Below are 15,324 nucleotides of genomic sequence, written 5' to 3'. Positions count from 1 at the left end.
ACACAACCCGCGGCATGCGCAACGCGCTAACCGGTCGGTAATTCAGATGAATGCCGGTGTGGTGCAACCTCATGAGATTGATGAGAAATATAATCCTTTGATTAAATATAGTTAAGCTGTTGCAGTCTAAAAACGGGACAAGTATAATGGGGACATAGATAAGAGTTGCGGGGGATCGTAGGATCCCCCTTCCCCTAGCTGACTTGCCCTCCTAGTCGCTAGGGTTTTTTTTGCCCGGAATCCTGCCCCTTCGAGTGTGCCAACTGTTGCACACTTTTGCCGAATCCTATACAATCCGTTCGTCCTGTAATTCCATATCATGCGAGGAAAGATGTACCCGATAGTCACCATTACCGACCAGTGCCGTAAATGTTACTCCTGCGTGCGCAGTTGCCCGGTCAAGGCGATCAAGGTGGAGAAGAGCTACACCGAGATCATCCCGGAACGTTGCATCGGCTGCGGCAACTGCCTGAGCAACTGCCCCCAGCATGCCAAGGTCATCTCCGACAACGTCACCGTCTCTGAGGCGCTGCTCACCTCCGGGGAGCCGGTCATCGCCGTTCTGGGCTGCTCCTTCCCGGCGTTCTTCCACTACTGCTCCCCCGGTCAGCTCTCCGCCGGCCTGCGCCAGCTTGGCTTTGCCGAGGTGCACGAGGGCGCGAGCGGGGTGGAGCTCATCGCGGACGAGTACAAGAACGCGATCAGCAACGCGAACCTGCCGCTCATCTCCTCGCACTGCCCGGCCGTCGTCGACCTGGTCGAGCGTCACTACCCGCAGCTTATCGAGAACATGGTCGGGGTGGTCACCCACATGGTTGCCATGGGGCGCTACCTGAAGCACGTACTCGGCGACCACGTGAAGGTCGTCTACATCAGCTCCTGCATCGCCGGCAAGTTCGAGGTGCAGGCTGAGCAGACCAAGGGGGCGGTAGACGTCCTTTTGACCTACCGGGAGCTTGAATCGATCTTCAAGGAACGCGGCATCGACCTCACCGCGCTGGAAGAGGAGCCTTACGATGGGCGCGAGCCGCACATGGGGCGCGTCTTCTCGCTCTCCCAGGGATCCTTCCAGGCTTTCGGCATCAACCCGGACCCGCTCGATACCGATATCGTAACCGCCGAGGGGGAAGTGAACGTCATGGGGATCATCAAGGACCTGGCCGCAGGGCGCATCAGCCCGAAGCTTGTCGATCTGCGCTTTTGCTACGACGGCTGCATCGGCGGCCCGGGGCGCAACAGGGAGCTCACCGAGTTCTCCAGGCGCAACATGGTGATATCCCATTTCCGCCGCGAGATCCCCTACCGGCTGGCGCCGCACTACCAGAAGGATTGGCAGATCGATTTCTCCCGCACCTTCTCGGACAAGTACGCGAAGCTCCCCATACCCAAAGGTGGGGACGTGAAGAAGATACTGCAGGCGACCAACAAGTTCACCCAGAAGGATGAGCTTAACTGCCGCACCTGCGGCTACCGGACCTGCCGCGAGTACGCCGTCGCCGTCTTCCAGGGGCTGGCGGACCTGGAGATGTGCCTGCCGCACAACCTGCAGCAGCTCGAGGAGGAGCGCGGGCGCCTGATCCAGAAGTACGAGCTTGCCAAGAGGGAGCTGGACCGCGAGTACGGCGACGAGTTCATCGTGGGGAGCGACAGCCAGACCCTGGATGCGCTGGACCAGATCAAGCAGGTCGGACCGACCCCGACGACGGTGCTCATAAGGGGCGAGTCTGGTACCGGCAAGGAGCTCGCGGCGCGTGCGATCCATCGCTACAGTAAGCGAAACGACAAGCCGCTCGTTACCGTGAACTGCACCACCATCACGGACTCGCTCCTTGAGAGCGAACTCTTCGGTCACAAGAAAGGTTCCTTCACCGGCGCGATAACCGAGAAGAAGGGCCTTTTCGAGGCCGCCGACGGCGGTACCATCTTCCTGGACGAGATCGGCGACATCACCCCAAAACTGCAGGCGGAGCTCTTGCGCGTGCTTGACCTGGGGGAGGTGCGGCCGGTGGGTGGGACCGTGGCACGCCGCGTGGACGTCCGTCTCATCGCCGCGACCAACAAATCGCTTGAGGACGGCGTACGCGACGGTTGGTTCCGCGAGGACCTCTATTACCGTCTGAACGTTTTCTCCATCACCATGCCACCCCTGCGGGAGCGGGTGGAGTCGATTCCGCAGCTTGCGCACCACTTCCTGGAGAAGGCCCGCAACAAGCTGAACAAGCACATCATCGGCATCGAGGAGCGCGCCATCAACGCCATGGTGAAGTACCCCTGGCCGGGTAATATCCGCGAGATGCAGAACGTCATCGAACGAGCGGCGGTCCTGACCCACGACGATATCGTAAAGCTCGGCAACCTTCCCCTTGCCTTCGCGGAAAGCTACGCCGACGAGGGTGAGGATGTCATCGACCTCCGCTCCTTCAAAAAGGAGCGCGAGCCGCACGTACTGCGCGTAGAGAAGAAGCTGATCCAGCGCTATCTGGCGGACGCGGGAGGCAATGTGTCAAAAGCGGCACAACTTGCAAACATCCCGAGACGCACCTTTTATCGTCTTTTGGCCAAGCATGGGTTGAAAGGACGCACCATTCGCGCCAGAGAGGGCGAAGAAGAGTGATTTCACGCAGGGGCGCCGTTGCGCCGGTAGTCAAAATGATACAAATGGGCACAATTACGCATCGTGTGCCAAAATTGGCGCACTTTGTATACACTGTAACGTAACAGGGCTCTAATCCTAAAAATTCGGTATACGTGAAAACAATGACTTAGGCTGGCTGAGTGCTTTTTTTCCGCATTGGCACGCATGTAGCAATAGTGTAGACATCGTGTCACCAAATTTGAGCACTAACCAGAACAAGGAGAATACAAGATGGGCAGAATGAGAGAGAACCCTAGGTACAACGTTATTTCCATGAGGATCAGCGACGCAGAGCGTGAGACCCTTGAGATGATCATGGACACCACCAAGAAGAGCGTTTCCGAAATCATGAGGGAAGCGATGGAACTGGTAAAGGCCAGAAGCGTTGAGATGGGCCAGAAGGCGGCTTAGGCCGCCTCGTACCCTACCCGTACCATAAAAAACGGCCGCGAAAGCGGCCTTTTTTTATTCCTGCGTCAGTGCCGCCGTAAGAGCGGCACCCCCGTCTCCTATTTCACCTTCCAAGTGGTCCCCTGCGGGCTGTCCAGAAGGACGATGTCCTTTTCCAGCAGCATGTCCCTGATTTCGTCGCTGCGCTTGAAGTTCTTAGCCTTCCTCGCCTCGGTGCGCTCTGCGATGAGCGCCTCGATCTCCTCGACCGGGATCTCCATCTCCGAGGTCTTGCGGTCCTTCATCCGCTGCATGAATTCCGCGGGAACCGAGTCGCACACGCCGAGCGTCACCGCTATCCGCCCTATCTCTTCCTTCACGGCCGCGAGGAGCGCGAGCGGTGCGACGGGGAGGGCGCGGTTCACGCTGCGTACCAGGTCGAAGATGTGGCCGAGCGCCATCGCGGTGTTGAAGTCGTCGTCCATCGCCTCGGTGAAGCGCGCCGCGATCGTGCCGCACTTCTCCTCGAGCTCGGCGCTCTCAGCCGTGGGGGCGTGATCGGTGTCTGCGGCGAGGCGTTCGTCGATGCCGGCCAGCGCCTTGTAGATCCTCTCCAGACCGAGTTCCGCCTCTTTCAGGTTCTGGTCCGAGAAGTCGATCGGCGAGCGGTAATGTGCGGAGAGGAGGAAGAAGCGGAGCACCTCGGCGTCGTAGCGCTCGAGCACCTGCTTGATGGTGAAGAAGTTACCAAGCGACTTCGACATCTTCTCCGAGTTGATGTTCACGAAGCCGTTGTGCAGCCAGTACTTCACGAAGGGCTTGCCGGAGGCGGCCTCCGACTGCGCGATCTCGTTCTCGTGGTGCGGGAAGACGAGGTCTTTGCCGCCGCCGTGGATGTCGAAGGTGTCACCTAGGAACTTGGAGCTCATGGCGGAACACTCGATGTGCCACCCCGGACGCCCCTGTCCCCACGGCGACTCCCAGTACGGCTCGCCCGGCTTCGCGCCCTTCCAGAGGGCGAAGTCCATCGGGTTTTCCTTCTTGTCGTCCACCTCGATCCTGGCACCGGCCTGCATGTCGTCGAGGTTCCTCTTGGAAAGCTTCAGGTATCCCGCAAAACGCTCGACGCGGAAGAAGACGTCGCCGCCGGACTGGTAGGCGTAACCTTTCTCGATGAGGCGCTCGACGAGCGAGATGATCTCGGGGATGTGCTCGGTGGCCTTCGGCTGGAAGGTCGGGAGCTGCAGCATGAGCCGCGCCATGTCCTTGTCGAACTCCTCGATGAAGCGCTCGGAGATCTCGTTGTAGGGGACGCCGTCGCGGTTGGCGCGGTTGATGATCTTGTCGTCAATGTCGGTGTAGTTACGGACGTAGGTGACCTCGAGCCCCTTTGCCTGCAGGTAGCGGTAGATCATGTCGAAGACTACGTTGGCGCGCGCGTGCCCGATGTGGCAGTGGTCGTAAACCGTTACGCCGCAGACATACATGCCGACCTTGCCGGGGTTGATCGGTACGAACTCTTCCTTGCTGCCGGTAAGGGTGTTGTAGACGCGTAAAGGCATGTGTCGGTTCCTCTTTGTAATAGTGATAAGGCCTCTGGGTGGCCATATTGGCAAATTTGCTAAAAAAGCGCTTTTAAGGGAGTCCTGAGAGCGTGGACCGCTCCCCACGCAGCGCTGCATGAGCTCAAGTGTTCCCCCCTTTGCAAAGGGGGAGGCGTTTGGCCGGGCTCACCGCTTCGTGGAAGCAGGCACCTGGTTTCACCGAATCGTTAACGCTTCTGCTCGCTCCAGGAGTCCCTTAAGGTGGCGGTCCTGTTGAAGACCGGCGCCTCGGGACGGGAGTCCTTCATGTCGGGGCAGAAGTATCCAAGCCGCTCGAACTGGAAGCGGTCTTCGATGGTGGCCGAGGCGAGGGACGGCTCGAGCTTGCAACCCTTCAGCACTTCGATGGACTTCGGGTTCAGCGAGGTGCGGTAGTCCGGCTCGTTCTTGCCGCCGGGGTTCGGCGTGCTGAACAGGCGGTCGTAGAGGCGGACTTCGGCGTCGACGGCGTGATCAGCACTCACCCAGTGGATGGTTCCCTTGATCTTTCTGCCGTCCGGCGCGCTCCCCCCGCGGGAGGCCGGGTCGTAGCTGCAGCGGACCTCGACGATCTCGCCGTTTTCGTCCTTCACCACCGACTCGCACTTCACGATGTAGGCGTAGCGCAGGCGTACTTCCTTGCCCGGCGCCATCCTGAAGAACCCTTTGACAGGCTCCTCCTGGAAATCGTCGCGCTCTATGTAGACCGTGCCGCTGAAGGGAACCATGCGGGTTCCCATCTCCGGGTTGTTCGGGTGGTTTGCCGCCTCGAATTCTTCGCTCTCACCCTCCGGGTACCCCTCGATGACCACCTTAAGGGGGCGCAGCACCGACATGGCGCGCGGGGCGCGGACGTTCAGGTCCTCGCGCACCGCGTCCTCGAGGATGCTCATGTCGATGAGGCTGTCGCTCTTGCCTACGCCGATGGTCTCGCAGAAGGCGCGGATCGACTCCGGGGTGAAGCCGCGGCGCCTGATCCCCACCAGGGTCGGCATGCGCGGGTCGTCCCAGCCGTCCACGAGTTTCTCCTGCACCAGTTCGAGGAGCTTTCTCTTGCTCATCACCGTGTAGTTCAGGTTCAGGCGGGAGAACTCGATCTGCTGCGGATGGCTCGGCACCGGGAGCTGGTCGAGCACCCAGTCGTAAAGCGGGCGGTGATCCTCGAACTCCAGGGTGCAGATGGAGTGCGTGATCCCCTCGATGGCGTCCGAGATGCAGTGCGCGTAGTCGTACATCGGGTAGATGCACCAGGCGTCGCCGGTCCTGTGGTGATCGACCTTCTTGATGCGGTAGATGACCGGGTCGCGCAGGTTGATGTTCGGGGAGGCCATGTCGATCTTCAGGCGGAGCACCTGGCTCCCGTCCTCGAATTCGCCTGCACGCATGCGGGCGAAGAGGTCGAGATTTTCGGCGACGCTGCGGCTGCGGTACGGGCTCTCCTTGCCCGGCTCGTTCAGGGTGCCGCGCATGGCGCGGATCTCGTCGGCGCTGCTGCTGTCCACGTAGGCGAGCCCCTTCTCGATGAGAACCTGCGCGTACTGGTAGAACTTCTCGAAGTAGTCCGAAGCGTAGTACATGTGCTCGCCCCAGTCGAAGCCGAGCCACTTCACGTTCTCCTTGATGGAGTCTTCGTACTCGATGTCCTCTTTGGCGGGGTTCGTGTCGTCGAAGCGCAGGTGGCAACGGCCGCCGAAATCGCGGGCGAGGCCGAAGTTGAGGCAGATGGACTTGGCGTGGCCGATGTGCAGGTAACCGTTTGGCTCCGGCGGGAAGCGTGTCACGATGCTCTTGTGCTTGCCGTTTTTGAGATCGTCGGTGACGATGTTGCGGATGAAGTTGGCCGCTTTTTCGACCACGGGTGTTTCTTCTGTTGTCATATGTGTTGTCCTGTCCGCTCCGGTTTCAACCGGCGTGCGTAGAGTTATATATTTATTATTTCTTTACCAATAACGCCACGGAATAAGCGGCAATCCCTTCGCCTCTCCCTGCGAAGCCGAGCTCCTCGGTGGTGGTCGCCTTGACGTTCACCCGGTCTTCCTCGGTGCCGAGCGTCGCCGCGATGTTGATTCTCATCTGCGCGATGAAGGGGGCCAATTTCGGGCGCTGCGCAACCACGGTGGCATCGACATTGCCGATCCTATATCCCTTGTTCTCCGCGAGATCCATGACATGGCGCAGGAGTTTCAGGCTATCCGCACCTTTGTAGGCCGGGTCGGTGTCAGGGAAGTGCTTGCCGATGTCCCCTTCGCCGATGGCGCCCAGGATCGCGTCGGAGATGGCATGCAGGAGCACGTCGGCGTCGGAATGCCCGAGGAGCCCCTTAACGTATGGGACGTCCACCCCCCCGAGGATCAGTTTGCGCCCCTCCACCAGTCTGTGTACGTCGTAGCCGTGTCCGATGCGCATCATTTCACTTCTTCTCCTTCAGAAAAGCCTCGGCGAGGATCATGTCCTCGGGAGTCGTGATCTTTATGTTCGTGTAGTCGCCTCTCACGACCTGAACCGGTTTTCCTTGGCGCTCCATAAGGGAGGCGTCGTCGGTTCCGAGAAAATCATCGGCGGCGGCCTCGTCGTGGGCGGCGCGGATCAGGCCATAGCGAAAGGCCTGCGGCGTCTGGGCAAGCCAGAGCTGCTCCCGCGCCGGCGTCTCGGCGATGACCCCATCGCGCACCACTTTTACCGTGTCCTTGACCGGGACCGCGACGATGGCGGCCCCTGAAGCTTGCGCTGCGGCAACGGACGCTTCGAGCATGGCGGCGGTGACGAAGGGGCGCACCCCGTCGTGGATCAGCACCAGATCGTCCGGGGCGATTCCCTCTATGGCGCGCAGGCCGTTATGGACCGAGTGCTGACGCTCAGCACCTCCCGCGACGATGGCGCGCACCTTCGTGAAGCCGTAGCGTTCGACCACCTCGCTGCGACAGAAGGGGATCTCCTGCTCGGGCGAGACGAGGTAGATGGCGTCGATGCAGGCGGCCTCCTGAAAGACCCGCACGGTGTGCGCGACGATCGGCATGCCGTCCAGCGCGAGGTACTGCTTGTTGTACCCCGCTCCCATCCTCTTTCCCATGCCCGCGGCGGGAATAAGCGCGAAAACCCTGGCCAAAAATAACCTCGATCGTGAGAGCAGCTTCCCCGGAGGGGAAAACGCCGAATTATTACAGTTTGGCTGTGAAAAAACCAGTTAAATATCACCAAAGTAAGCGTCGGTACGCTACTTGATAAGACCGCAAGTCTTCCCCCTCCCCGCCCCTCCCCCTCCGGGGGCGGGAGAGTTGGCAGCCCCCCCTGTGCAGATAGACTGGGAACGCCTTTGTGAGTCGGCTGCTGTTTAGCCGACCAAGGCGGTCAGGGCGGCGGCCAGATCCTGCAGGTCGTCGTCCTGAATGGTGCGCGGGTCTAGCAGGAAGGCGTTCTTGCTGATCCGGCCGATGACCGGAATCTCCATCCCCCTGAGCCTCGATTCGATGTCGTTCGGCGAAAGGCCCTCCACGGCGACCTCGATGAGCATGGTGGGGAGGTTCAGAAGCGGCAGGGTGCCGCCACCGGCCTGCGAGAACCCGTCGGTCAGCTTGAAGCTGACCGCGTCCGGCGTGCGGCGGCGCAGCTGCCCGGCGATCTTCCTGGCGCGGGCGGTGAGCTCGGGGAGGGTGGCCGTCAGCATGCGCAGCGTCGGCACCTCCTTGAAGGCCACCATCTCGTCGTGGTAAAGGGCGAGGGTCGCTTCGAGGCTCGCGAGCGTCAGCTTGTCCATCCTGAGCGCGCGCAAGAGCTGGTGCTTCTTCATCGCCTCGATGAAGTGCTTCTTGCCGACGATGATGCCGGCCTGCGGTCCGCCCAGGAGTTTATCGCCGCTGAAGGTGATGACGTCGACGCCGGCGCGCACGAAGTCCTGCACCGTCGGTTCGGGGCAGGGTAGTTTGCCGGAGAGGTCGACGAGGTTCCCGCTACCCATGTCGGCGAGGACCGGGACGCCGGCCTGCTTGCCGAGCTCCACCATCTCCTCCGCGGTCACCTCTTTGGTGAAGCCAAGAACCGCGAAGTTGCTGCAGTGTACTTTCAAAAAGACCGCGGTGTTCTCGTTCACCGCGTTCTGGTAGTCCTTCGGATGGGTCCGGTTCGTGGTGCCGACTTCCCTGAGTGTTACGCCGGAAAGCCGCATGACCTCCGGAATCCGGAACGAACCGCCGATCTCGACAAGCTCACCGCGGGAGACCACCGCCTCGCGTCCCGCCGCCATGGCGCTCAAGGTCAGCAGCACCGCCGCGGCGTTGTTGTTCACCACGATGGCGGCCTCGGCACCGGTTAGCTCGCACAAGAGGGCCTCAACGTGGCTGTAGCGGCTTCCCCGCACCCCCTCGTCGAGGTCGAACTCGAGGTTCGAGTAAGAAAAGGCGATGGTGTTGAGGGCGTCGCGGGCGGCCTCGGGGAGGATGGAGCGCCCGAGGTTCGTGTGGATGACGATGCCGGAGCCGTTGATGACCCGCCGCAGGCTCGGGCGGGTCAGAAGGCGCAGCTCGCGCGAAACCGCGGTGCAGACCGCTTGCTCGGCGAAGGCCGCATCGTCGAGGGAGCCGGCACGGGCTCCGGCACGAAGCAGATCCAGCACCTGGCGTACCGCCTTCAGCACGAGTCCCCTCGGCTGTTCGGAGAGAAGCCGGCGCACACCCTCCCATTCGAGAACCCGGTCCACTTTAGGGATCAATTTCAGCTGCTGCACAAAGCCCCTCCACTCATTGAAATGGCAACGGGCTAATTTAACCCAAAGCGATGAATGAGGCAAAGAAAATCCACTGGTTCGGGGGGGAATGAGCTAATTGACCGTGGGATTGAAGGATGAGGAGAGATATTGGCGGTGAGAGCGTGACGGCGGAGCCCTGGCCCCAGTACAGGCAAAAGAAAACCCGCGGGGCTTAAGGGCGCCGCGGGCTGGTAGGGTGGGTTAGAGGTCGAGTCCTTTGGTGGTCCACATCTCGGGGGAGTCTTCCTCCTCGATGAGGACCTTGCCGCCGTACTCGGCGTTTTTCTGCACGAGCATCTCGGCCATTACCGGATCGCGCTTGCGGAACGCCTCGATGATCTTCTCGTGCTCCTCCACCGAAAGCTGCATCCTCCCGGGCTTCATGAGCGACGCCATGCGCAGACGCTGAAACTTCTTCAGCAGCTGGGAGATCATGTCGTGCAGTTTGTCGTTGCCGGCCCCTTTGATGAAGAGCTCGTGAAAACTGTTGTGCACCTTGAAGAAGTGGCGCACGTCGCCTTCCTCGGCAATCTCCCGCAGCTTCTCGTTTATCGCCTCAAGCTTGTTTATCTCGCGCGTGCTGAGCTGCGCGCAGGCCTTGCGGGCGGCGTAACCTTCCAGAATGCTCTTTATGGCGTAAAACTCTTCGACGTCCTTGGCGGAGAAGCTGGCGACCAGCGCTCCCTTGCGTGGGATGACGGAAAGATATCCTTCGGATTCCAACTGACGGAAGGCTTCCCGGATCGGTGTGCGGCTGATTCCGAAGCGGGCGGCAAGTTCGGGTTCGGCGACCTTTTCTCCAGGCTTGAGAGCGCCCGACATGATGGCGTCGCGGATCGTCTCAAGTATGCGTTCTCTGAGGGTAAGGTGCTTTTCTACGCTCTTCTTCATGCGGCCCCCTTGAATGATCGCCGTATTGTATACAGTATCCAAAGATTGTCAAGAACTTCCCTCTGCAGTTTAGGGGGATGCACATGAAAATGCTTGAAATGTCATGTCGCGGTCTGTATGTTGCGACGCTGAGGGAGTTTCGGCTATGGATCCGGTCCGGCATTTCAAAATTTCCATAGGGGTGTTGCTGCTCCTCCTTACCGTTGGCACCTGCGGGTACATGACGCTGGAAGGGTGGAGTCTTTTGGACGCCCTGTACATGACGGTGATCACCCTCGGTACGGTCGGCTTCCGGGAGGTTCACGACCTGAGCCACGTGGGGAAGATGTTCACCATGATGCTGATTTTCTTCGGGGTCGGCGTCATCGGCTACATCGTGGGCAGTCTCGCCCAGATCATGTTCGAGGGGCAGTTCCAGAGGATCCTCGGGAGGAAAAAGGTGGAAAAGGCGATAGCGGCCCTCGACGGGCACTACATCATCTGCGGGTTCGGGCGCATCGGCTCCCTCATCTGCAAGGAATTCGCAGCCAAACCGCTTCCCTTCGTGGTGGTGGAAAAGGACATCGACATGATCGCCCAGATGGAGAAGGACGGCAACGGCTACCTCTTCCTGCCGGGCGACGCCACCATCGACGACGTGCTCCTGAAGGCGGGGATACGGAAGGCGAGGGGGCTCATCTCGGTGGTCACCTCCGATACCGAGAACGTGTACATCACGCTCACCGCGCGCGGCCTCAACCCGGATCTCTTCATCCTCGCCCGGGCCGGCGAAGAGGGGTCGGAGATCAAGCTGAAGCGCGCCGGGGCGAACAAGGTCGTTTCCCCCTACCTGATCGGCGGCTCAAGGATGGCGCAGGCGATCCTGCGGCCGACGGTGGTCGACTTCATCGAAATCGCCACCGGGCGCGAGCACATGGAGCTGCAGATGGAAGAGATCCTGATTCCGGCACAGTCAGGCTTCATCGGGGAAAGTCTTGCTAGCTCGGGGTTTCGCAAGGAGACCGGCGTAATCATCGTCGGGGTGAAGAAGCAAAGCGGCAAGATGGTCTTCAACCCCGAGTCGCACACGAAGATCGAGGCGCACGACACGCTCATCGTGCTGGGGGAGCCTGCGGCGATAGAAAAGCTCGACCAGTTGGTGCGCTGCGATGGCTGCGCCGAAGAAATGATCAAAAAGCACAGGAAAAAAGATGAATAAGAGAATCTTCGCCCACGTCCCGTTCGCCCAGATCCGTGAGCATCTCCCCTTTGTCATGGAGCGCCGTCTGAGTCCCGAGATTTATCTCTCGGCCGACGCGCTCGACGCGGCCACCCCCGCGCAGCTCGCGGAGACCGCGCGGACGCTTCAGGGTGAGGGGCTTTCCTGCACCATCCACGCGCCGTTCATGGACCTGAACCCGGGCTCGCTGGAGCGACTGCTGCGCGACGCCACCATGCACCGTTTCCGGCAGGTGCTCGATGCCGCCGAGATCCTGCGTCCCGAGGTCATGGTGTTCCACCCAGGCTTCGACCGATGGCGTTACGGCGAGGCAAGGGGGCAGTGGCTTGAGCTGAGCGTCGCGGCCTGGCAAAGCGTGCTGCAGCGGACGAAGGACATCGGGACGGCGGTCGCGGTGGAAAATATCTTCGAGGAGGAGCCTTCTACCCTGCAGGCGTTGTTCGAGGCTGTGGAGGATGAGTCTTTCGGGCATTGCTTCGACGTGGGGCACTGGAACCTTTTCAAGCAGGTTTCCATGGAGAGGTGGTTCGAGGCGCTGGGCGCTCGGATCAAGGAAGTGCACATCCATGACAATGGCGGGACGAAGGACGACCATGCACCTCCGGGAGAAGGGGCCGTCGATTTCGGATTGTTCTTTCAGCTGATGGAAAGGTACTCGCCGGAAGCCGCCTACACCATCGAGTCGCACAGCAAGCCGCACTTGGAGCGTTCTCTCGAGGTTTTACGCCCGTACTTAGCTTAGCCGCGGCGGGAGCTTCTCGAGCGTTTGAGGGCGGTGGCGAGGTAGCCGACGACGCCGAGGTTGACCAGGAATACGGCGACGCGCAGGCCGTCGGGCTTGCGGAAGATCTCGAACATCTCGACGGGAAGGTAAACCGCTCCGGAGAGAAAACCGAACCATTCCGCCCATCTCCTTTCGTGCCACAGCCCGTACGCCTCGATGAGGCGTACCGAGGAGTAGGCGAGCGCGGAGAGCGCGAGCATCCAGAGCTGAAAGTCGGTGACGCGGTTCGCGGCGTCGATGAAGATGCTGGGATAGTGCCGCGCCGGGTTCATGTGCAAAAGCTGCACGAGCCGCACCGCGATATGGTGCAGGTCCTTGTGGACCAGCGACAGTACCCCGCATCCCGCAAGAAGGACCGCCGCTCCCTTCAGGGCCTCGAAGACCGCCACCACGCGCAGTCCGCGCCCCTTCGCACTTCTCCCCTTTGCCGCCATACCCGATCCCTCTTCTAAACCGGCTGCAGCACCTTGAGCGTCACATCTTCCACGAGGTCCTGTACCCGTTCCTTGTAATCGAGCATGTGCGGCGAGGCAAGGTGCGCATGAAGCGCCTCCACGCTCTGCCACTTCTCGATGATGGTCACCACCCGCTCGTCGCGCACCTGCACGGGGAGGGCGGCGTCGATGTCGAGGGCAGGGAAATATTCGATGCATCCCGCCTCGCCCTTCACCTTGGGGACCTTCTCGTTGAAGATTTTGAGGAACGCCTCGCGCGCCCCCTCCTTGACTCGTATCGAAGCCAGTACGCAGATCATGGTTTGCTCCTTTTTTTACCCGCGGAAGATGAAGAAGACCGCCCCGGCCATGCAGAGCCCGGCCCAGAGGTAGTCAAGTTTGAGCGGCTGCCCCATGTAGAAGACGGCGAACGGGACGAAGACGGACAGGGTGATGACTTCCTGCATTATCTTTAATTGTCCCAGGCTAAAGGTCCCAAACCCGGCGCGGTTCGCGGGGACCTGCAGCATGTACTCGAAAAGGGCGATGCCCCAACTGGCGAGGATGGCGACGTAGACCGGCGCGCTGCGCAGGTCCTTTAGGTGGGCGTACCAGGCGAAGGTCATGAACACGTTGGAAAGGATCAGCAGTACGATGGTTCTCATTGCGTTTTCCGGGTCGATGAATTTGGGCGGATCGGCCGTGGCCGCCGCGGCGCCGAGCCTGCCGGCAATCAGATGAGCCGGGAGGGCACAAGGCGAAAGGATAGCACGACAGAGGCGGCAAGTGCAAAGATTAGCGTGGCGCGAAGGATGCCGATGGTCATAGCATGGTTAAAATGTGGCATGAATAATTAACAAAAACATTACTTAAATATCTCTTTGAACTTTCAATTGTTTACATCACGAAAATGCTGTAGTATGCGGGAGTTTTGGCCGTTCCAGCTCCTGTCGTTCTGTCAACCGCGAAGTGATTCAGTGTACTTAGGCGATGCCCTTGGTGGCAGTTGACAGTGGTGCGTCGGGCCTGTGACACTGAGTTTTGCGCCGGGAGCCTCTCGGTCTTCCCCGGCATTATCTTCCGCGAAGGGACGAACTATGAAGATTGAGAAACAGGAAGCTTATTTGAAGGAATGGCAGGGCCATGAGGAGCTTGCCGAGCGCATGCTCCCGATCATCGGTCATCTTTACCGCGACAACAACATCGTCACGACGGTGTACGGCCGCTCACTGGTGAACAGCCCGACCATCGAGATCCTCAAGGCGCATCGTTTCGCTCGTCAGATCCTCGACGGCGAGCTGACCGTTCAGGAGACGTTCCCCGTTCTCGAGGCCGCCAGCAGACTGGACCTCGCGCCGGCGCGCATCGACCTCGGTAGGCTGGCGGTCCGCTACCAGTCGCTGCAGGGCAAGGTCTCCGTCGACGATTTCGTCGCGAGCGAACTCGCCTCGGTCAACACCGGCCGCACCTCGATTCTGGACGAGCCGCAGGACATCGTGCTCTACGGCTTCGGCCGCATCGGCCGCCTGCTCGCCCGCATCCTCGTGGAGAAATCCGGTAGCGGCGAGAAGCTCCGCCTGCGCGCCGCCGTGGTGCGCAAGGGGGGGGCGGACGACCTCGTGAAGCGTGCGAGCCTGCTGCGCCGCGACTCCGTGCACGGCCAGTTCAACGGCATCATCACCATCGACGAGGAAGAGAACGCGATCATCGCCAACGGCAACATGATCCGCATCATCTACTCCGATGCCCCTGAAACCGTCGATTACACCCAGTACGGCATCCGCAACGCCATCGTCATCGACAACACCGGCAAGTGGCGCGACCGCGAAGGCCTCGGCCGTCACCTGAAGGCGCCGGGCGTCTCCCAGGTGCTCCTCACCGCGCCGGGCAAGGGGGACATCCCAAACGTGGTCTCCGGCATCAACAACGAGCTCATCGTGCCGGAAGAGACCATCTTCTCCGCGGCCAGCTGCACCACCAACGCCATCGTTCCCGTGCTGAAGGCGGTGAGCGACAAGTTCGGCATCGTGAGCGGCCACGTCGAAACCTGCCACTCCTACACCAACGACCAGAACCTGATCGACAACTACCACAAGGCGGACCGCCGCGGGCGGAGCGCCCCGCTCAACATGGTCATCACCGAGACCGGCGCAGCCAAGGCCGTCGCCAAGGTGCTTCCGGAGCTGACCGGCAAGCTGACCGGCAACGCGATCCGCGTCCCGACCCCGAATGTCTCGCTGGCGATCCTCAACCTGCAGTTGAAGCAGGAGACCGACGTGGAGACGCTGAACAGCTACCTGCGCGCCATCTCCCTCGACTCGCCGCTGCAAAACCAGATCGACTACACGAACTCCCCGGACGTCGTCTCCAGCGACTTCGTCGGTTCGCGTCACGCAGGCGTGGTCGACTCGCTCGCCACCATCGTGCAGGGTAACCGCTGCGTGCTCTACGTCTGGTACGACAACGAGTTCGGCTACAGCTGCCAGGTCGTGCGCATGGTCCAGAAGATGGCAGGCCTCGAGCTCCCCGCACTGCCGGCCTAAGTGCGTCAGAAATAGTTGGAAAAGGAAGGGGCGTCCGGAAAGCGGGCGCCCCTTTTTTTCGTCCGGAAAACCGGTTGCCGTGCGTCCTGCCATGGACTCTCTCG

14 protein-coding genes are annotated in these 15,324 nt (G+C 60.9%); 5 read left to right on the top strand and 9 right to left on the bottom strand.

Features of this window, described 5'->3' with window-relative positions; all coding sequences use genetic code 11:
• Positions 1 to 331 precede the first annotated feature (331 nt).
• Both E8K79_RS12505 and E8K79_RS12500 read left to right on the top strand, forming a co-directional pair.
• Positions 332 to 2,614, top strand: coding sequence for a sigma 54-interacting transcriptional regulator (locus E8K79_RS12505; protein WP_136515030.1), 2,283 nt, complete (start codon positions 332 to 334; stop codon positions 2,612 to 2,614).
• 252 nt (positions 2,615 to 2,866) lie between these two features.
• Positions 2,867 to 3,046 (top strand): ribbon-helix-helix protein, CopG family, encoded by a 180-nt coding sequence (locus E8K79_RS12500; protein WP_135869231.1) that lies wholly within the window; start codon positions 2,867 to 2,869, stop codon positions 3,044 to 3,046.
• A 98-nt stretch (positions 3,047 to 3,144) separates the two neighbouring features.
• Here E8K79_RS12500 and cysS read toward each other — a convergent pair whose 3' ends face one another.
• The 6 genes from cysS to E8K79_RS12470 form a co-directional block, all read right to left on the bottom strand.
• Positions 3,145 to 4,587: a cysteine--tRNA ligase gene (gene cysS, locus E8K79_RS12495; protein ID WP_136515029.1), complete on the bottom strand. Its 1,443-nt coding sequence runs from the start codon at positions 4,585 to 4,587 to the stop codon at positions 3,145 to 3,147.
• A 209-nt stretch (positions 4,588 to 4,796) separates the two neighbouring features.
• On the bottom strand, positions 4,797 to 6,485 hold the full coding sequence (locus tag E8K79_RS12490; protein WP_136515028.1) for a glutamine--tRNA ligase/YqeY domain fusion protein: 1,689 nt from the start codon (positions 6,483 to 6,485) through the stop codon (positions 4,797 to 4,799).
• Between the two features lie 55 nt (positions 6,486 to 6,540).
• Positions 6,541 to 7,014 (bottom strand): 2-C-methyl-D-erythritol 2,4-cyclodiphosphate synthase, encoded by a 474-nt coding sequence (ispF, locus tag E8K79_RS12485; protein WP_136515548.1) that lies wholly within the window; start codon positions 7,012 to 7,014, stop codon positions 6,541 to 6,543.
• A 4-nt stretch (positions 7,015 to 7,018) separates the two neighbouring features.
• On the bottom strand, positions 7,019 to 7,714 hold the full coding sequence (gene ispD / locus E8K79_RS12480; protein ID WP_136515027.1) for a 2-C-methyl-D-erythritol 4-phosphate cytidylyltransferase: 696 nt from the start codon (positions 7,712 to 7,714) through the stop codon (positions 7,019 to 7,021).
• Positions 7,715 to 7,939: 225 nt separating this feature from the next.
• Complete coding sequence (gene selA / locus E8K79_RS12475) at positions 7,940 to 9,328, bottom strand: L-seryl-tRNA(Sec) selenium transferase (protein ID WP_136515026.1); 1,389 nt, start codon at positions 9,326 to 9,328, stop codon at positions 7,940 to 7,942.
• Between the two features lie 222 nt (positions 9,329 to 9,550).
• Entirely contained in the window at positions 9,551 to 10,240 is a 690-nt protein-coding gene (locus E8K79_RS12470; RefSeq protein WP_135869235.1) for a GntR family transcriptional regulator, read from the bottom strand.
• Between the two features lie 145 nt (positions 10,241 to 10,385).
• Between E8K79_RS12470 and E8K79_RS12465 the strand changes: the two genes are divergently transcribed.
• Positions 10,386 to 11,438, top strand: coding sequence for a potassium channel family protein (locus E8K79_RS12465; protein ID WP_135869236.1), 1,053 nt, complete (start codon positions 10,386 to 10,388; stop codon positions 11,436 to 11,438).
• Positions 11,431 to 12,201: a sugar phosphate isomerase/epimerase family protein gene (locus E8K79_RS12460; RefSeq protein ID WP_136515025.1), complete on the top strand. Its 771-nt coding sequence runs from the start codon at positions 11,431 to 11,433 to the stop codon at positions 12,199 to 12,201. The genes E8K79_RS12465 and E8K79_RS12460 overlap by 8 nt, the downstream gene beginning before the upstream one ends.
• Here E8K79_RS12460 and E8K79_RS12455 read toward each other — a convergent pair.
• From E8K79_RS12455 to E8K79_RS12445, 3 genes are read right to left on the bottom strand one after another with little or no spacing between them, the layout of a single operon-like run.
• On the bottom strand, positions 12,198 to 12,677 hold the full coding sequence (locus E8K79_RS12455) for a DUF2127 domain-containing protein (protein ID WP_135869238.1): 480 nt from the start codon (positions 12,675 to 12,677) through the stop codon (positions 12,198 to 12,200). The two genes, E8K79_RS12460 and E8K79_RS12455, sit on opposite strands and share 4 nt — an antisense overlap.
• Positions 12,678 to 12,691: 14 nt before the next feature.
• Positions 12,692 to 12,997: a putative quinol monooxygenase gene (locus E8K79_RS12450; RefSeq protein ID WP_136515024.1), complete on the bottom strand. Its 306-nt coding sequence runs from the start codon at positions 12,995 to 12,997 to the stop codon at positions 12,692 to 12,694.
• Between the two features lie 15 nt (positions 12,998 to 13,012).
• On the bottom strand, positions 13,013 to 13,342 hold the full coding sequence (locus E8K79_RS12445) for a DMT family protein (protein ID WP_135869240.1): 330 nt from the start codon (positions 13,340 to 13,342) through the stop codon (positions 13,013 to 13,015).
• A gap of 432 nt (positions 13,343 to 13,774) precedes the next feature.
• Between E8K79_RS12445 and E8K79_RS12440 the strand changes: the two genes are divergently transcribed.
• Complete coding sequence (locus E8K79_RS12440) at positions 13,775 to 15,220, top strand: glyceraldehyde-3-phosphate dehydrogenase (protein WP_136515023.1); 1,446 nt, start codon at positions 13,775 to 13,777, stop codon at positions 15,218 to 15,220.
• The last annotated feature ends 104 nt before the right edge of the window (positions 15,221 to 15,324 follow it).

The sequence above is a fragment of the Geomonas edaphica genome, from assembly GCF_004917075.1.
Lineage (GTDB): Bacteria > Desulfobacterota > Desulfuromonadia > Geobacterales > Geobacteraceae > Geomonas > Geomonas edaphica.
Note: the sequence above shows the minus strand (reverse complement) of the source record. Positions and strands in the feature narration are given on the sequence as shown.

Coding starts and splice junctions, on each gene's coding strand:
- E8K79_RS12470 (WP_135869235.1), bottom strand. CDS start 10,240: ATGAAGAAGAGCGTAGAAAAGCACCTTACCCTCAGAGAACGCATACTT.
- E8K79_RS12490 (WP_136515028.1), bottom strand. CDS start 6,485: ATGACAACAGAAGAAACACCCGTGGTCGAAAAAGCGGCCAACTTCATC.
- E8K79_RS12440 (WP_136515023.1), top strand. CDS start 13,775: ATGAAGATTGAGAAACAGGAAGCTTATTTGAAGGAATGGCAGGGCCAT.
- E8K79_RS12460 (WP_136515025.1), top strand. CDS start 11,431: ATGAATAAGAGAATCTTCGCCCACGTCCCGTTCGCCCAGATCCGTGAG.
- E8K79_RS12505 (WP_136515030.1), top strand. CDS start 332: ATGTACCCGATAGTCACCATTACCGACCAGTGCCGTAAATGTTACTCC.
- E8K79_RS12445 (WP_135869240.1), bottom strand. CDS start 13,342: ATGAGAACCATCGTACTGCTGATCCTTTCCAACGTGTTCATGACCTTC.
- E8K79_RS12465 (WP_135869236.1), top strand. CDS start 10,386: ATGGATCCGGTCCGGCATTTCAAAATTTCCATAGGGGTGTTGCTGCTC.
- E8K79_RS12500 (WP_135869231.1), top strand. CDS start 2,867: ATGGGCAGAATGAGAGAGAACCCTAGGTACAACGTTATTTCCATGAGG.
- E8K79_RS12450 (WP_136515024.1), bottom strand. CDS start 12,997: ATGATCTGCGTACTGGCTTCGATACGAGTCAAGGAGGGGGCGCGCGAG.
- cysS (WP_136515029.1), bottom strand. CDS start 4,587: ATGCCTTTACGCGTCTACAACACCCTTACCGGCAGCAAGGAAGAGTTC.
- ispF (WP_136515548.1), bottom strand. CDS start 7,014: ATGCGCATCGGACACGGCTACGACGTACACAGACTGGTGGAGGGGCGC.
- E8K79_RS12455 (WP_135869238.1), bottom strand. CDS start 12,677: ATGGCGGCAAAGGGGAGAAGTGCGAAGGGGCGCGGACTGCGCGTGGTG.